At 48.2% G+C, this 17,170-nt stretch carries 13 protein-coding genes, 1 tRNA gene and 1 pseudogene; 11 read left to right on the top strand and 4 right to left on the bottom strand.

Annotation, left to right across the window (positions count from 1 at the left end):
• Positions 1 to 66 precede the first annotated feature (66 nt).
• On the bottom strand, positions 67 to 942 hold the full coding sequence (gene folD / locus IQ263_RS04265; RefSeq protein WP_194066326.1) for a bifunctional methylenetetrahydrofolate dehydrogenase/methenyltetrahydrofolate cyclohydrolase FolD: 876 nt from the start codon (positions 940 to 942) through the stop codon (positions 67 to 69).
• A gap of 146 nt (positions 943 to 1,088) precedes the next feature.
• Between folD and IQ263_RS04260 the strand changes: the two genes are divergently transcribed.
• From IQ263_RS04260 to IQ263_RS04240, 5 genes are all read left to right on the top strand, one after another.
• On the top strand, positions 1,089 to 1,523 hold the full coding sequence (locus IQ263_RS04260; protein WP_194066325.1) for a DNA-binding protein: 435 nt from the start codon (positions 1,089 to 1,091) through the stop codon (positions 1,521 to 1,523).
• A gap of 339 nt (positions 1,524 to 1,862) precedes the next feature.
• Positions 1,863 to 2,309, top strand: coding sequence for an NUDIX hydrolase (locus IQ263_RS04255; protein ID WP_194066324.1), 447 nt, complete (start codon positions 1,863 to 1,865; stop codon positions 2,307 to 2,309).
• 133 nt (positions 2,310 to 2,442) lie between these two features.
• Positions 2,443 to 4,737: a family 2 encapsulin nanocompartment cargo protein terpene cyclase gene (locus IQ263_RS04250; protein WP_194066323.1), complete on the top strand. Its 2,295-nt coding sequence runs from the start codon at positions 2,443 to 2,445 to the stop codon at positions 4,735 to 4,737.
• 83 nt (positions 4,738 to 4,820) lie between these two features.
• On the top strand, positions 4,821 to 6,230 hold the full coding sequence (locus tag IQ263_RS04245) for a family 2B encapsulin nanocompartment shell protein (RefSeq protein ID WP_194066322.1): 1,410 nt from the start codon (positions 4,821 to 4,823) through the stop codon (positions 6,228 to 6,230).
• Between the two features lie 187 nt (positions 6,231 to 6,417).
• Entirely contained in the window at positions 6,418 to 7,824 is a 1,407-nt protein-coding gene (locus IQ263_RS04240) for a family 2B encapsulin nanocompartment shell protein (protein ID WP_194066321.1), read from the top strand.
• Between the two features lie 397 nt (positions 7,825 to 8,221).
• Here the strand turns inward: IQ263_RS04240 and IQ263_RS04235 are convergent, their stop codons facing one another.
• Positions 8,222 to 8,767: a LeuD/DmdB family oxidoreductase small subunit gene (locus IQ263_RS04235; protein WP_194066320.1), complete on the bottom strand. Its 546-nt coding sequence runs from the start codon at positions 8,765 to 8,767 to the stop codon at positions 8,222 to 8,224.
• Between the two features lie 185 nt (positions 8,768 to 8,952).
• Between IQ263_RS04235 and IQ263_RS04230 the strand changes: the two genes are divergently transcribed.
• The 6 genes and pseudogenes from IQ263_RS04230 (at position 8,953) to IQ263_RS29730 (ending at position 15,618) form a co-directional block, all read left to right on the top strand.
• Positions 8,953 to 9,825, top strand: a complete 873-nt coding sequence (locus tag IQ263_RS04230) for a hypothetical protein (protein ID WP_194066319.1) — start codon at positions 8,953 to 8,955, stop codon at positions 9,823 to 9,825.
• Between the two features lie 568 nt (positions 9,826 to 10,393).
• Positions 10,394 to 10,603 carry a hypothetical protein gene (locus tag IQ263_RS04225; protein WP_194066318.1) on the top strand — a complete coding sequence of 70 codons (210 nt, stop codon included), beginning with the start codon at positions 10,394 to 10,396 and terminating at the stop codon, positions 10,601 to 10,603.
• Positions 10,575 to 12,677 carry a sensor histidine kinase gene (locus tag IQ263_RS04220; RefSeq protein ID WP_194066317.1) on the top strand — a complete coding sequence of 701 codons (2,103 nt, stop codon included), beginning with the start codon at positions 10,575 to 10,577 and terminating at the stop codon, positions 12,675 to 12,677. The genes IQ263_RS04225 and IQ263_RS04220 overlap by 29 nt, the downstream gene beginning before the upstream one ends.
• Positions 12,678 to 13,090: 413 nt before the next feature.
• On the top strand, positions 13,091 to 14,770 hold the full coding sequence (locus IQ263_RS04215; RefSeq protein WP_194066316.1) for an ABC1 kinase family protein: 1,680 nt from the start codon (positions 13,091 to 13,093) through the stop codon (positions 14,768 to 14,770).
• Between the two features lie 144 nt (positions 14,771 to 14,914).
• Positions 14,915 to 15,241, top strand: coding sequence for a hypothetical protein (locus IQ263_RS04210; protein WP_194066315.1), 327 nt, complete (start codon positions 14,915 to 14,917; stop codon positions 15,239 to 15,241).
• Positions 15,238 to 15,618: pseudogene (locus IQ263_RS29730) on the top strand (toxin-antitoxin system TumE family protein). The gene IQ263_RS04210 and the pseudogene IQ263_RS29730 overlap by 4 nt, the downstream one beginning before the upstream one ends.
• Positions 15,619 to 15,867: 249 nt before the next feature.
• Here IQ263_RS29730 and IQ263_RS04200 read toward each other — a convergent pair.
• Together IQ263_RS04200 and IQ263_RS04195 are read right to left on the bottom strand one after the other, a co-directional pair.
• A tRNA-Glu gene (locus tag IQ263_RS04200) sits at positions 15,868 to 15,940 on the bottom strand.
• Between the two features lie 89 nt (positions 15,941 to 16,029).
• Positions 16,030 to 17,076: a M42 family metallopeptidase gene (locus IQ263_RS04195; protein WP_194066314.1), complete on the bottom strand. Its 1,047-nt coding sequence runs from the start codon at positions 17,074 to 17,076 to the stop codon at positions 16,030 to 16,032.
• Positions 17,077 to 17,170: the final 94 nt, after the last annotated feature.

Below are 17,170 nucleotides of genomic sequence, written 5' to 3'. Positions count from 1 at the left end.
AATCCATCGCATAACCCGCATGATGTAGGGTGCGTCCAGCAGGCGCACCTTACTACTACAGGCGTATTAAACCATCTTTTTTTGATAACTCGAAACTGTATTTTCCAACAGCATAGCAACCGTCATCGGCCCGATTCCTCCCGGTACCGGCGTGATAAATTCGGCTACTGTTTTCACAGCATCAAAATTTACATCTCCGGCCAAACGGCTAGTACCGTCTGGATTTACGACGCGGTTAATACCTACATCAATTACTATTGCTCCCGGTTTGACCATATTAGCTGAAATCATTTCTGTGCGCCCGACTGCAGCTATCAAAATATCGGCTTGGCTGGTAATTGATTCTAGGTTTTTCGTCCGCGAATGAGCTACAGTCACAGTACAATCAGCTTCTAACAGCATCAGCGCCATCGGTTTACCTACCAAAATACTGCGCCCCAAAACAACGGCATTTTTTCCTTTCAAATCAATCTGATATTCTTCCAATAACCGCATCACTCCGGCGGGAGTACAACTGCGTAAACCTTCTTCCCCGCGCACTAAGCGGCCTAAATTTATAGGGTGCAATCCGTCTGCGTCTTTGTCTGGGGCAATTTGGTACAGCAGTGCAATTGCATCTAGGTTTTCTGGTAGGGGGAGTTGCACTAAAATGCCGTCTACTCGATCGTCCTCGTTGAGCGCCCTAATTGCAAGTTCGAGCTCCGCTTGAGTCGCATTGGCTGGGTAATGCTGGCCAAAGGAAGCTATGCCAACTTTAGCGCAGGCTCGCTCTTTGTTACGCACGTAAGCCGCGCTGGCTGGGTTGTCCCCCACCATCAGCACTGCAAGTCCCGGAGGACGCCCAATCTGGGGTTGTAGGGCGCGGACTCGATCGCTCAGCTCGCTTTGAATCTTTGTCGCTAAAGCTTTGCCATCTAGTATTTGAGCAGTTTTGGCATCCATTGTAGACTCTGGGTTAGGGGCTGACGATTTTAGATTTTACCTTAATCGCAGACTCGGACTAAACTAGAGGAATTTCGCCTCTTGCGATCGAGTCTGGAGATTCTGTTAAAGTAAGTCGTATCTCAAATCTCAAATCAGTTGACCTAATGACTACATATGCAATTAAGCAAGTTTGGGTTCAAAGATTCTCCACTGGCTCTTTATTGCTAATACTTACCAGCGGTTTGCTCAGTTGTGGCAATTTACCCATGTCTCAACTCAATCTTGGTTTTAATGTTACTAATATTGCGGACATTCAACAAAACCGGCAAGTCGATAGTGAAGTTTATCTCCGGGGAAAGGTGGAAAATCGCGCTCCTTTTGTGGGGAATGCGGCTTATCAAATCCAAGACAGTACCGGTAAGATTTGGATTTTAACTAAGCAAGCTTTACCCCAGCTTGGCGATGAAGTTTTGCTGAAGGGAGAAGTCCGCTACAAAAGTATTACGCTAAAGGGATTGGCAGGACAGGATTTAGGTGAAGTTTATGTTGAGGAACTGAAACAATTAAAGCGCACTTCAGCGGCCGATGGTTCGCAATAGGTACAGGCGAATTTTTTCGCTAATTAAGATTGATTTTGATGTGGTTCGGATATTGTCTGTGGGGTGGGGCTGGCTTATTAAAATTGTTTGTTGATGTTCGATATTATTGGTGAAACCGCCCCTAGGACAATACAATGATTCCGTATCTCCTAAATCGCTAAATTTTTATGATTAATGACTAATGATATCAAATCCGGTTGCACTCAAACATGATTGTTGACTGTTGACTGTTGACTGTTGACTGTTGACTGTTGACTGTTGACTCGATTTTATTATTCCGATGCAACCGGAAACGATATGATTAATGACCAATAACCAATAACCAATAACCAATAACCAATGACTAAAATTCATGTTGCGGTCGCCATTTTATACCGAGACGGCAAGTTTCTCTGCCAGTTGCGGGACGATGTTCCTAATATTAGGTATCCGGGACATTGGGCTTTGTTTGGCGGACACTTGGAGCCGGGGGAAACGCCGGAAGTTGCCGTACTCCGGGAATTGCAAGAAGAAATTAGTTATGCTGCTCCTCCTAGAAGTATCTCTCTTTTTTGTTGCGATGTCGAAGGAGATGTTGTTCGCCACGTTTTTCACGGACAACTTAGTGCGGATGTCAAGGATTTAGTTTTGCTTGAAGGTTGGGATATGAAGTTGTTGACACCGGAGCAGATTCGGGCTGGCAAATGCCATTCTGAGCAGTCAGGAGATGTGCGACCTTTTGGCATGGCTCACCAGCGTATTTTATTAAATTTTATTGACTCGATCGCTACCGTGAATATGAACTAGCGTACAGTACAATCGCTAACAAACCACATATGAGACCTGGCTAGGGCGGCGAGAATGCTAGCCAACTGCCACAGCTCAGCCGTTGGTCGGCAAAAAATAGCAAGAAGACCCAACAGAAGGTTACGCGCAGATCATGCAACCATTTAAACTGCCAGAATTTTATATGCCTTGGCCGGCACGACTGAACCCAAACCTGGAAGCAGCGCGAGTTCATTCCAAGGCGTGGGCTTACGATATGGGCATACTTGGCTCAAAAGAGGAAGCCCAAGAGCAACCTATTTGGGACGAACGTAAATTCGATGCCCATGACTACGCTTTACTTTGCTCTTACACCCATCCAGACGCACCAGGGACGGAACTTGACCTAGTAACCGACTGGTATGTGTGGGTATTCTTTTTTGACGATCACTTTCTGGAAATCTATAAGCGCAGTCAAGATTTGGTTGGGGCGAAGGAATACCTCGATCGACTACCCGCATTTATGCCGATTTTCCCTAACGAAACCCCTCCCGTTCCCACCAACCCAGTAGAGCGCGGTTTGTTAAACCTCTGGTCTCGCACCGCCTTTACTAAGTCTGTGGAATGGCGGCGACGATTCTTTGAGAGTACCAAGCACCTCTTAGATGAGTCGATGTGGGAACTCGCCAATATCAATCAAAATCGGATTGCTAACCCGATCGAATATATCGAGATGCGGCGCAAAGTCGGTGGCGCACCCTGGTCAGCCCATCTCGTCGAACACGCTGCGTTTGTAGAAGTTCCAGCTAAAATTGCCGCCACTCGACCGATGCGAGTCTTAAAAGACACATTTGCCGATGCAGTGCATCTTCGCAACGACCTGTTCTCCTACCAGAGAGAAGTGGAAGATGAAGGTGAGAATTCCAACTGCGTGTTGGTTTTGGAGCGCTTCTTGAATATTAGTACCCAAGAGGCGGCTAATCTCACCAACGAGCTGCTGAACTCGCGGTTATATCAGTTTGACAACACTGCTGTTACCGAGTTGCCCTCCCTCTTTGAGGAGTACGGAGTAGACCCCGTAGAGCGTGTGAACGTTCTCCTTTACATCAAAGGACTTCAGGATTGGCAGTCGGGCGGTCACGAGTGGCACATGAGGTCGAGCCGCTACATGAACGAGGAAGCGGGTAATTCTGCGACACCGACGCTGAATCTAGGCCCCACAGGGTTAGGGACATCGGGGTTGCGGTTGGAATCGTTATACTCCACCTTGGGTTTAGGAAGGTTCAATAGCTTTACTCACGTTCCCTACCAGGCTGTAGGGCCAGCGAAACTGCCTAAGTTTTATATGCCCTTCTCTACCACTTTGAATCCCAATCTGGATGAGGCGCGGAAGCATTCCAAGGAATGGGCACGCCAGATGGGGATGCTGGACGAGCTACCGGGCATTCCTGATGGCTTCATCTGGAATGACCACAAGTTTGATGTTGCCGATGTCGCCCTATGCGGTGCGTTGATCCATCCGAAGGGGTCTGAGGATGAGCTGAATCTGACAGCGTGCTGGCTGGTGTGGGGAACCTATGCCGACGATTACTTCCCAGCCATCTACGGAAATAACCGGGACATAGTTGGTGCGAAAGTGTTCAACGCCCGAATGTCGGTTTTCATGCCCCTGGACGACTCCACTCCCCCTGCCGTGCCGACTAATCCGGTGGAACGGGGCTTGGCAGATATTTGGTCTCGCACTGCTGGGCCCATGTCCCTCACCGCGCGGACTGAGTTCCGCCGCGCGATTCAGGATATGACTGACAGTTGGGTGTGGGAACTCGCCAACCAGATCCAAAATCGGATTCCTGACCCGATCGATTATATCGAGATGCGCCGTAAGACCTTTGGCTCGGATTTGACGATGAGCTTGTCTCGACTAGCCCAGGGCGGCGAGATCCCGATGGAGATTTACTACAGCCGGCCAATGCGATCGCTGGAGAATTCTGCGGCAGACTTTGCCTGTTTCACGAACGACATCTTTTCCTACCAAAAAGAAATCGAATTTGAGGGCGAAATCCATAACCTCGTGCTAGTTGTGCAGAATTTCCTCAACTGCAATATACCCCAGGCTGTCGAGATTGTGAACAATTTGATGACCGCCCGGGCCCAACAGTTTCAACACATTGTTGCCACTGAATTGCCTGCCCTGTTCGACGATTTCAACCTGGATGAAAGTACCCGCGAGAAATTGCTGGGATACGTCGAGAAATTAGAAAATTGGATGTGCGGCGTACTCAGGTGGCATATCAAGGTAGACCGCTATAAGGAATTTGAATTGCGTAATAGTGCTTCCCCGATAGCGCGGCTGCTCAGTGGCCCCACAGGGCTGGGAACCTCGGCTGCACGGATCGGCTCGTTGGTCGGTGCGGGAAATAATTTTGACAATATGTGGTCGAGCAATTCAGACCCTTATGTAAGAAAATAGGTTTTGTTGGAGTGGGTTCTTTTGTCAGCGTTCGGTCAAATTAGACCGAGTTTTTTAGTAACTAGATAGTTGAGGATTAAGTTGTGACATATTCTAATGATTCGGGTGCGGATGTTGAGGGTCAACAGCCCCAACTGAGTTTGGGTACAGCCGCTGCCAAAAATTTGGCGACGACGACCAAATCTGCACCGCAGATGCAGGAAATTACATCGCGGTGGTTGTTGAAGCTATTGCCGTGGGTGCAGACGAAGGGTGGCGTGTTTCGAGTCAACCGTCGGTTGAGTTATACCGTCGGTGATGGGCGAGTTACTTTCACCAACACCGGAGCCGAAGTGCGGGTGATTCCCCACGAACTTACTGAGTTGCCCTTGCTGCGAGGGTTTGACAACCTTGATGTGTTGACTGCGTTGGCAAATCAGTTTGTGCAGCGGGAGTACGCCCCAGACGACGTGATCGTCGAGATTGGGCAGCCGGCCGATCGCGTGATCCTGATTGCTCATGGCAAGGTGAACAAGATTGGTGTTGGCAAGTATGACGAGCAAATCGTATTGGATGTGCTCGCCGACGGCGACCATTTCGGCGATGAAACTGTGGTGCAGTCCGAGGACACTTGGCAGTACACCCTCAAGGCGATGACCAGAACCATAGTGTTGTCGCTACCCCAACAGGCGTTTGAGCAGTTGCTCGACCAGTCGGAAGCGTTGCGAACTCATGTTGAGGAGTTCAGAGCCAGCTTGGAACAGCCGCAGAACATGCACGGTGAAGCCTGCATCGACCTGGCAGCGGGACATCTCGCGGAGACCGAGTTGCCGGGAACCTTCGTCGATTACGACCTTGCACCCCGGGAATATGAATTGAGCATCGCCCAAACCGTGTTGCGGATCAGTACCAGGGTAGCCGATCTCTACAATGAACCGATGAATCAGACCGAGCAACAATTGCGGCTGACCGTCGAAGCATTGCGGGAACGTCAAGAGTACGAGTTGATCAACAACCCAGATTTTGGGTTACTGCACAACGCTGACCTCAAACAGCGCATTTACAGCCGTGGTGGCACACCCACCCCCGACGACCTCGACGAACTGCTAGCAACGGTATGGAAGGAGCCATCGTTCTTCCTAGCTCACCCCCGCACGATCGCAGCCTTCGGTCGCGAGTGTAACAGCTTGGGTATCTATCCAAGCAGCATAGATATGAACGGCGCTCAAGTGACGGCTTGGCGCGGCGTACCCATATTCCCCTGCAACAAGATCCCCATCACCAAGGCCCGCACCAGTTCTATCCTCTTGCTCCGCACTGGTATGGAAAAACAAGGGGTGATCGGCTTACATCAAACGGGTATCCCCGACGAATACCAACCCAGCCTCTCTGTCCGCTTCATGGGTATCAGCGAAAAAGCTATCATCTCCTACCTGGTCACTGCTTACTACTCGGCAGCCGTCCTAGTACCTGACGCACTCGGCATCCTCGAAGATGTCGAAATCGGGCGCTAAATATTTGTGAGAGATTAAGGGAAATAACTTGTGTCAATGAGCAATTGGCAAAAGGGTTATCGCCTTAACTTCTTATCTATTGGATTAGGCACTCAGGACTTACGCAAATGTCATCCTACTAGATAGCGGTTAATGGCAGAATTTGCGTAAGTCCTTGCATTTTTGTTAGTAACTAGAGGATGAGGTAATGACGTATTCTAATGATTCGGATTTGGATGTTGAGGGTCAACAACCTCAACTGAGTTTGGGTACGGCAGCAGCCCGAAATTTGGCGACGACGACCAAATCTGCACCGCAGATGCAGGAAATTACATCGCGGTGGTTGTTGAAGATGTTGCCGTGGGTACAGACGAAGGGTGGCACCTATCGGGTGAACCGTCGCTTGACCTATACGGTGGGTGATGGGCGGTTGACTTTCACCAACACCGGAGCGAGGGTGCAGGTGATTCCCCAAGAACTGTGTGAGTTGCCCTTGCTGCGAGGGTTTGACGACATCGCGGTGTTGAGTGCGTTAGCAGGTCGGTTTGTGCAAGAGGAGTTCGCACCTGGTGACATCATCGTGCAGTTAGGTCAGCCGGCCGATCGGCTTTTCTCGATCGCTCATGGCAAGGTCAACAAGATGGTTGTTGGCAAGTATGGCGAGGAGCCTTTGCTGGATATGCTGGCAGATGGCGATCATTTTGGCGATCATGTGTTGGTGGAGTCAGAAAGCACTTGGAAGTTTACAATCAAGGCTGTGACCCGATGCACGGTATTGGCGCTACCACAACAGGCGTTTCGGGAACTGCTCAACCAGTCGGGCGCGTTGCAGGCTCAGGTTGAACAGTTTAGGACTCGTGCCGAACAACCGCAAAACAAGCAGGGCGAAGCTTCGATCGCGCTGTCTGCCGGTCATCTTGCCGAAACCCCGTTGCCAGGGACTTTCGTTGATTACGAACTCTCACCCCGCGAATATCAATTGAGCGTTGCCCAAACTGTCTTGCGGGTGAATACTCGCGTCGCGGATCTGTACAACGAACCGATGAATCAGACGGAACAACAACTGCGGCTGACCGTGGAGGCATTGCGGGAACGTCAAGAACACGAGTTGATCAACAACCGGGAATTCGGGTTGCTGCACAATGCTGACCTGAAACAGCGTATCTACACCCGCAGCGGTCCTCCCACCCCCGACGATCTTGATGAATTGATTACTCGTCGGAGGAAGTCGAAGTTCTTCCTAGCTCATCCCCGAACAATTGCCGCCTTCAGTCGGGAGTGCAACCGCCGAGGCATCTACCCAGACAGCATTGACATGGATGGGAGCAAGGTAATCACTTGGCGCAATACACCCATTCTTCCCTGTAACAAGATCCCAATTACCAAGAACCAGACCAGTTCTATCTTGGTGTTGCGGACTGGTGAGGAAGACCAGGGCGTGATTGGTTTGCACCAAACGGGTATCGCCGACGAATACCAACCTGGCCTGTCTGTCCGATTGATGGGCATCGAGGAAAAGGCTATTATTTCTTACCTGGTCAGCGCCTACTATTCCGTTGCTGTCCTTGTTCCCGACGCCCTCGGTATCCTTGAAGATGTTGAAATCGGGCGCTAGGAGGGTACAGCTATTGAGCAGGTTCTGTGGGAAAAATTGTCCGATCCGAGACCTCGATTGCTTGCCCTAAATCCCGATCGCTAGCCAAGAAAACCTTCACTCAGCAACGCCAGAGTTCCCACAAAACTCTAGGAGATATTATTACTTTAGGACTTACGGAAGTGTAACAAGTAGTAAGGTGCTCTACTATCCCAAACTTTCGATAGTCGCCCTATTATAACGAAAGTAGTAGAGCACTCTACAAGTCAATAGAATTGTGCCAGTTGCATAAGTTTTCTACTTGTTAGGCACTACCAAATTTCAAAATAAAAGTAGGCCGACATCAATACAAACAAAATCAAGAAACCCGGTTTTTGTAGGCAATCCCTGTGGTTGCTATCGGGTTTCTTTGCAGTCTTTACCGAGCAGCAATCATTCCCGTTTGGCGCGCGTAGTCAAACAACCCTCCGGCATCAATTACCGGGCCTACTTCTCCTAAAGGTTTGAGCGAGAAAGTTCGATCGAGAGTGTGGTTGATAATTTGCTCTGCCGCAAAGTCGATCGTCACTTCTTGGCCAGTTAAAAATACATCGCAAAGTCGATCGACCGATTCGATCGGGTACAATTCGCCAGTAGCCGAGCAATTGCGAAAGAAAATCCGCGCGTAAGACAAAGCCACCACTGCTGTGACGCCCGCGGCCCCCAGAGCGATCGGAGCGTGCTCCCGCGAAGAACCGCAGCCAAAATTTTCGCCGGCAATTATAATCGGATACTGGGTTTTGATTTCGCCTGCTTCGATAAACTTGCCGTAGCGATCGGGCAACCCAATCATCGCATAACTGCCGAGTTTCTCGTACTCGTCGGGCTTCGAGGGCACCAGGGTCAGATATTCGGCAGGAATAATTTGATCTGTATCGATGTTGTCGTCTAAAACAAAAATTTTACCGCTAATTACTTTACCCATAGTTTATTTATTTCCTTTTGGCGCGAGCTCTTCGGCTGTGTTGATAGTTTTAAGTGCGATCGGTATGCAAAATTTGCACCAGTTCATTTTAACCTGGCAGCGCCAGTGATAACCTGTAGAAGTAAAAATTAGATCCGAGACTTTGGATTGATAAATATACAGACTGCTAAGCGTCAAGAAGTTTTATGGTGAATCAACAAATAGATGATATTGCTCGACAAGCTCGCCTGGGATCCGTGGCAGCGATTATTCAAATCCTTAACGACCAGCTCGCACAGGTAGGAGTCAGGGCTAGAGCCGTTTTTGCCGAAGGTGTGCTGCAACTGCTGTGCGAAGCTGCCACACCCCAACTGCTAGAACAGTCTAGTTTGGTCGATCGAGTCCGAGAAATTTTGGAGGGCTTAGATCCCCGCAATATTCGCCGAGTCAACATCAACAGCAGGCTTGTCCGAGAACACCAACTGCTGTGGCTCGAAGAAATTAGCCGCGATCCCGAAAATCAACTGCTGTGGTCTCAACAAATTAAACTCAGAAAGCCGAATTTCTTCAAGCGTTTGGTCGCCGCCCATCACGAACGCCAGGATCGAGGGGGCAAGCGGGCTTTGCCGAGAATTGCTCCACTTCGCTCGATGCAGGAACCGCGAAAATTACCGCGCGGTCTCGTCGCAGGTGTCGGCTTGACCGTGCTGTTGCTCGCTGCGATCGCCGCCATCTACAAAGGGCTCAATTCCCAAGTGCCAAACAGCACCGCAGCCACCACCCAAGCCGTTGCTACTCCAAGTCCAGCAACACCAGAAAAGAAAATTTCTCCGCAGACTGCTAATTCTGCTGTGGACTCTTTTGCACAAGCTGTGCGAACGGCCGAGCAAGCAGCCACCGAGGGCAAAAATGCTCAATCTCGCCAGGATTGGTTAATGGTAGCTGCTAAGTGGCAGCAAGCTTCGGATTTGATGGCCGCCGTGCCTCCAAATCATCCCCGCTACACGACTGCTGTCAACCGGAGGGCTGTTTACCGCCAAAATAGCGATAACGCCCAACAGGAAGCAGAAAATAAGTAAGCAGGAAGGTTGCATAAACTTAACAAGAGAGCTATCTCAGTGTCTCTAGAAGCAGTGAAAAATGTTTTTTTGAGCAAAAACTTCGTAACCATCAGCCAGACCGCGAGTGAGGATTTGGGGATTTTTTAATTTTTGCGATCGCCATCACTTGATGGGCTGATTTGTATCACAATAAAATTTTGCTAGGATCACAAACTTAAATAGGAAACATCACAGACTCAGCAGAGGAGTGTCACCAAGCGGTCTCTAGAAAAGCTTGATAATAATAACGGTCAGTCGATTTTCGTATTGAAGATTTACTTTCAGCATTCAATCTAGGAACCAGAACAAGACTCTAAAATCTTGGGATTTCCATGACAAAAGTGTCGGAAAGTAAGTACCCGTTTTTGGGGGCATGAAAATTAGTGGGATGGGATTTATCCCGATCGGGTAAAGGGTAGAAAACAGCAAAATAAAACTCGATCCGCTTGAGGTATATTTTCCTACAGACAATGACCCGCCCGCAAGCTACACAAACACAGAAAGCAGGCTCATAACAGTTAAGCTGACTGTGATTGATAGGTTCTATTTGCAGCGCGAGCCAGCTCAAACACTATTTAAAAATAAAGGCTTATTTGCCATGATCGATCGCCAGGGAAATCAAGACGTTATTCAGATCGATCGACCGATCGACCGATCGCCAGTCTTGCACTTTGCATCTACCACAAATCACAGAACCAGTATCAGTCCCAAAATTTCTGGATCGTCTTATGCAGTATCAGGTCGATCCCGCCCTTAATGGGCCGCAATTTTACCAAATTCTCGCTACCAGCATCGATCGAGAAATCCTCCTGCAAATAGCAAATACTTTGGGGGCTGCATGGGGGGTAGATTTCTGTTTGGTTGCTGCTGTAGCTAACCAGAAACTAATAAATCCCAATGCTTGCTGGGAAAATAAGAGCGATCGCCCAAATCCTGCCCCTGTCGCAGCGGATTCAACTCAAACAGCGGAACAGTCCCAAACCACCAAATTAGAATCGCCCAACATATCACTCGACCATCCACTCCTGGCCAAAGTCCTAGCAGAGGGCGAGATAGTGGCGATATCAGACTATCTCGATACTGCAGCAGCTTCATCGCCCAATTCCCCCGCGACACCGCTGTCTGGGAGGGCAATTTTGGCAGGCCCAGCACGATTTGGAGGAGCTGTAAATGGGATAATAGTTGTTGGTAAGTCGCAACCTCACGAGTGGTCGGCCGCCGACAAAAAGCGCCTAGAAGCAGTATCAGACGCGATCGGCATCGCGATTTGTCACATTCAAAAAAATCAAGAAATTGCCATTTTAAAACAACAGTTACAGCAACAAGCTCAATACAAAAATCTTCTCAAGTCTGTGGCCGCAGCGATGGAGACGAGTTCAGAAGTAGATCTAATTTTGCAGCGAGTTATTGAACGTACCGTCGATACCCTGCAAGTAGATAGAGGTCAAATCCTGCTGTTGAAATATACAGACCCCCTCTTAGAAACATCTTCCCTGACTCAAACGCCCAAAGCAAAAGTCGAATTGGTTTGCGAATTCGCTGTTAAAAAAAGTGCCAATAAACAAACAATAAAATCAAATAAGATCCACAAACAAAGTGCGAGTGGGAAAACAAAAAATTTAGAAAAAACAGCTAATTTCACATCTCAAATCTCCGATTCAAAATCAAAGAATTCTCCCGCTTTTTGGCTGTCGGAATCTAATTTGTGCGATCGAGCATTCCACACCGCACCCAAACCCCTCACCCTCGCTGACGCCAGCGAATTAATCGGCAACGAACCAGAGAAACTCGCAGAAATCTTGAAACTCCAAGACATTCGCGCCCTATTGCTAGTTCCCCTCACCGACACCAACAAAGAGCAAACCGTCTTGGGGTTCTTGGTGTTGCAGCACTCCGAGCCCCGCCCTTGGAGTCCTGAAGAATTGGAAGTGCTCGAATCAGTCTGCTTCCGAGTCAGCAAGGCGATTATCCAAAATCAGAAACTCAAGCAAGCGCAAACCCTAGTCGAAGATAGAACCGCTCAGTTGCAACAAAGTCTCGACGTGCAGGAAAAACTGTACGCAAAATCTGCCAATCAACGAGAGCAACTACGCAAATTGAAACTGATGAAAGACGAGTTTCTCAGTACAATGAGTCACGAGTTGCGTACCCCTTTAACCATCATGAAGCTGGCGATTCTGATGCTCAAACAAGCCGAACAGCCCTTAGCAAGTCGGGCTAAGTATCTCGACATTCTAGAGCAGCAGTGTTCTAAGCAAACCGCTCTGGTTAACGATTTGCTGGCTCTCAAGCAGTTTGAACCGCAGCAAGTCCCTATTGCTCCGATCGAAATCGATCTCAAGCATTTAATTCAAGATTTAGCTGGGGATTTTGAAAAAAATTGGGCGGATAGGGGATTGACTCTGAAGGTAAATTTGCCGAAGTCTTCCCCTTCGCTGCAAACCGACCCGGACAGTCTCAAGCGGGTGCTGCTGGAACTGCTGACGAATGCTGGCAAATACTCGGCTGCTGGAAGTGCGGTGATTTTGGAGGCATCTGAGGCTGGTGACTGCATTGTCTTGAGCCTCTCTAATTTCGGGCGCGGCATTTCTGCTGCTGATTTACCCCACATCTTTGACAAATTCCGCCGCGGGACTGGCATTACTGACCAAGCGATCGCGGGTACGGGTTTGGGTCTAGCGCTGGTAAAGTGTTTAGTAGAGCACTTGAATGGTACGATCGAGGTGTCTAGCTCTCCTGCAGAAAGTTCTGAAGCTGGCGACTTGTGGCGCACATCTTTTACTCTGACTCTGCTAAAATCTCCAGCGGAGCTCTGTCAACTAGAAGAATAGTTAGGTAGAAAAGCAACGCTTAATTGGCAACAAACAGGCGAAGACTTGCCTTGATTCGGAGATTGGAAAATCTCGCAAACCTAGTAAATCCTGCTTTTAAAATTGTTTGTCAGGTTTCCTGTCTCAATAGCAGGTTCGCGCCTGCGGAATTAAGTCCGCTCTTAAACAGGTTCGCGCCTGCGGAATTAAGTCCGCTCTTAAACAGGTTCTATAGGAGATAGAGGACTGGAGGAGGTGTTTAAATTATTAAATTTTAGTTCCTTAGTTTATCATCCATTTTTGACCGCATAAACCGGGTTTTTCAAATTTTTCAAAAGCCTGCAACGCGTCTTTTTGTACGTCGAAGCAGGTTTCTATGCTATATAATAGCCCTAAAAAATTATCGCGCTGCATGGAACTAGAACCTGAATATTATGCTAACAAAAGCTGCACCAAAACTCCTGCGTTGGCAGCGTTCTAAATATTCGCCCCTGGCACGACAAATAGACGTTTTTGCTGCGGCGGCAAAGTTTATGTTTTTTTTGTGGTGGGATGGACTGCTGCAAAATAATTCTCCTCAAACTAGAAGAATTCGCGCCCATTGGTTGGTCAATACTTTGCTGGATTTGGGCCCCACCTTTATCAAAATCGGCCAGTCTCTCTCGACGAGGGCAGATTTGCTGCCGCTGGAGTATGTCAAGGAACTCGAACAGTTGCAGGATCGGGTTCCTGAATTTAGTTCCGAAGAGGCGATCGCCCTTGTAGAATCAGAATTAGGCAAAGATATTTATGCTTTGTACCGCGATTTTGACCCGTTTCCCATTGCTGCGGCGAGTCTGGGACAGGTGCACAAGGCGAGGCTGCACACCGGGGAAGATGTGGTTGTCAAGGTGCAGCGTCCGGGTTTAGAAAGTTTATTCGATTTAGATGTGAAGGCGGTGCGCCAAGTGATGCGTTTTTGCGATCGCTATTTTCCGGCGACGCGCAAGTACGATTTGGAATCTATTTATCACGAGTTTTTTAAGATTTTATATCAAGAAATTGACTACGTGCAAGAAGGTAAAAATTCCGATCGCTTCAGCCATAATTTTCAAGAATATCCTCAGATTATTGTTCCTAAAGTCTACTGGCAATATACTACTAAAAAAATTCTGACTGTAGAATACGCACCCGGCATTAAGGTGGACGATCGCCTGAGTTTAGAAGCGATGGGAGTAGATATTGCTAAGCTCAATCAAGTGGGGATTTGCTGTTACTTGAAGCAATTATTAATTGACGGCTTTTTTCAAGCTGACCCGCATCCGGGCAATTTGGCGGTGACAGAAGATGGTAGGTTGATTTTTTACGATTTTGGGATGATGGCTGAGGTGAAGTCTCTGGCTAAAGACCAAATGGTCAATACTTTTTTTGCGGTGCTCAGAAAAGATACTGATGAGGTACTCAATACTTTAATGACGATCGGCTTAGTTGAGCCGATGCCGGATATGATGCCGGTGCGGAGGCTGATTACTTTTTTGTTGGATAAGTTTATTGATAAGCCGATCGACTTTCAAGCTTTTAATGAAATTAAGAACGAACTTTACATTATGTTCGAGCAGCAACCGTTTCGCTTGCCTGCAGAAATGATGTTTATTGTCAAGTCTCTGACAACTCTCGACGGCATTGCTAGAACTCTTGACCCTGACTACAATTTCCTAGCATCCGCTCAGCCTTTTGTCAAGAGTATTGCTGTGAGTAAGGGCCGGGGAAGTGCGATCGCAGAATTAGCCAGACAAGCCCGAGCTTTTATCACCTACAAATTGCAAAGCCCGAGCAAATCGCAAGTTTTCCTCAAGCGTTTGGAGCAGCGAATCGAAGATGGCGAATTGCAAATTAGAGTGCGAAATAGTTCGAGCGATCGCGCCCTCAAACGCATCAACCTAGCTCTGAAAACTCTAATTTTTGCCTGTGTGACTGGTTTTGCGGTGCTGTCGGGTGCGGTGCTGCTGGTGGGCGGATATCAAACGGGGGCGATCGTGGCTTTTGCTGTTGCGGGATGCGGCGGCTTATTTGCGCTGCGCTTTTTATTAGATTTGTTGGTGAAGGAAAAGCTCGATCAAATCGCTGAAAAATAAATATGCTGGGGAATGGGGAATTGGGAATAGGGTTTCCGCTAGTCTCAAAAAAATAGTTTTCCGATGGAGCGTGCGATCGCCCTTTCCAGATTCAAATAAAATTAAGTTAAACTAAATTCAAGCCAAATTATCCACCACTAGGCAATGGCCACCAAAAATCAAATTCTAGAACAGCTCAAAATTTTAGAAAAACTCTATAACCGAGGCGAAGTCAGCGAAGTTGTAGAACTTTCACTCTCAAAAATCATCGCCCACGAAATTGCCGTTGCTAAACAACAAGCGGCAGAACTAGAAACTGATTTACAGCAATTTGAAACTCAGTATCAAATGCCATCCCCTGAGTTTAACCAAAAATTTCGGGCTGGAGAATTAGGAGATGATATCGATTTTATCGAGTGGAGTTCTTTCTATCAAATGTCGTGTTCTGTGCGAGAACGCTTGCAGATTCTGCTCTCTAACTCCCAAGCATGATATCAGCCCAGTATCTCACAGAAATCAAAGCTAAATTGCTGGCAAGCCCTGCAGTCATAACTGTGGCGATTGTTAAAGAACGAACCTTGCTCGAAAGCGGCTATTTTCGCGATCGGTTAACCCTCAAGAATGGCGATTTTTTAGAAGTTGTAGAATTTTTTACCGTTCTCGATAATCGTTGCATTAGCGAAAGTTATCGATATCAGTGGATGGATGAAACTCAGTAAACTTTACGGAAGCGGTGGGATAATGTCGAACATTTCCCGAACTTACCCAATTTTCCCCATCATGTTCATATTGGCGAAGAGTCAAATGTTGAACCTAGCTGTTCAATAAATATTCTTGAATTGATTGATTTAATAGAACAAGATTTGTAAGCTGTTGTGCAAATAAACATTGTATATTTTGATGACAATCAAAAATCGTCAAATTCTCTCCCCCGATCCCCATCGGACCCTCTCCCCCTCAATCGCCATACACAATCTATATGAGCAACAGCTTACCCTTAATCAAAAACTAAGTTTCTCACCCACCCCAAATGCAAAAATGATACCTAGCGTGTGGGTTCGGGTTTTTGCCTTTACCAGTTGCTAGATATCAATTTGATATCAGAGTTAGATTTTTAATACCCCCAGGGGAATTCGAATCCCCGTCGCATCCGTGAAAGGGATGTGTCCTAGGCCTCTAGACGATGGGGGCGCGTTTCGCTGCGTTTGCTTGTGTTCCGCACCTTTATTACCTTAACTAATTTTTCCCAATCTGTCAACTACTTTGTGAAAGTTTTTTTTCTAGTCGTCCGAAAGCTGCTCGCAGTAAGCTTTGAGGATGCTGGCGCAGTTGCCGATCGCCCCCAAGTGAGCAATTTCAAACCCGTGGGTGTTCTGCGTCGGGAAAGCCAAACAAGCCGCGCGGGCTACATGGCCGAACTTCATGGCGATCGAAGCATCGCTCCCAAAACCGCTAATTACCGCCAACTGCACCTCCACATCGGCTGCGGCGGCGGCTGCGCGCAATTGGGCGTTCAATCCTTCATCGTAAACTCCGTAGCCGTCCTGAACCAGCAAAACCGGCTTTTCGCCATCGTCGATCGGGTATTCTGGCGCTAGAGGGCAAATTTCCAAAGCAATCAGCGCGTCCAACGGCTGGCGCTGCGAAAAATACAAAGCCCCGATCGCCCCAACCTCCTCCTTCGCCGAAGCCACCAGATAAACATTCACCGCAGGCTCTTGCAAACATTGGGCCAGAGCCAGCAAAATCGCCACAGAAGCCTTGTTGTCCAGGGTGTAGCTCGCTATCCAATCCTTCAACCGCAGCGGGCGCTTGCGGTGCTTTCCCACCACCATCCGCGTTCCCGGCCGAATGCCCGCCTCGGCTAATTCCTCCCTGGTACACTTGGTTTCAATCCAGGCATTTTCCCACTTGAGAGAAACATCTTCCTGCTGAGCTTTTTGGGGAGATTCGTGAGAAACGTGGCGGCTTCCGAAGCTGAGAATGCCGCTAATTGTTTGCTTGTCGCCCAACAAATCGACAACGCCTTCGCCGTAAACCCACGGAAACGTGCCGCCCAATCTGCGGACTTCCACGCGGCCGCGATCGCCTATGGTTTTGACGATCGCCCCAATTTCGTCTTTGTGGGCCGTAATGGCGATCGACCTTTCGGGATTGCGGCCAGGAATTAGGGCGATCGCATTGTCCGCGCGATCGATCCAAGCATTCACACCCAAAGCGGCGAATTTTTCCATCAACCGCTGGTTAATTTCCGACTCTACACCGCTGGGCGAGTGCAGCATGACTAATTCTTCGATTGTTTGAAACAGGCGATCGAACTCTAACATTTTTTATTCCCGCGTTTGGAATCGCATTTTGACATACATTAAAGCAGATTTACTCCTGAGAGTTCAAACCCTCCGAAATGTTGTTATTTTGACA

It is taken from the genome of Tychonema sp. LEGE 06208 (genome assembly GCF_015207505.1).
Lineage (GTDB): Bacteria > Cyanobacteriota > Cyanobacteriia > Cyanobacteriales > Microcoleaceae > Microcoleus.
The sequence above is the reverse complement of the archived record's forward strand: the minus strand, read 5'-3'. Positions and strand labels throughout refer to the sequence as shown.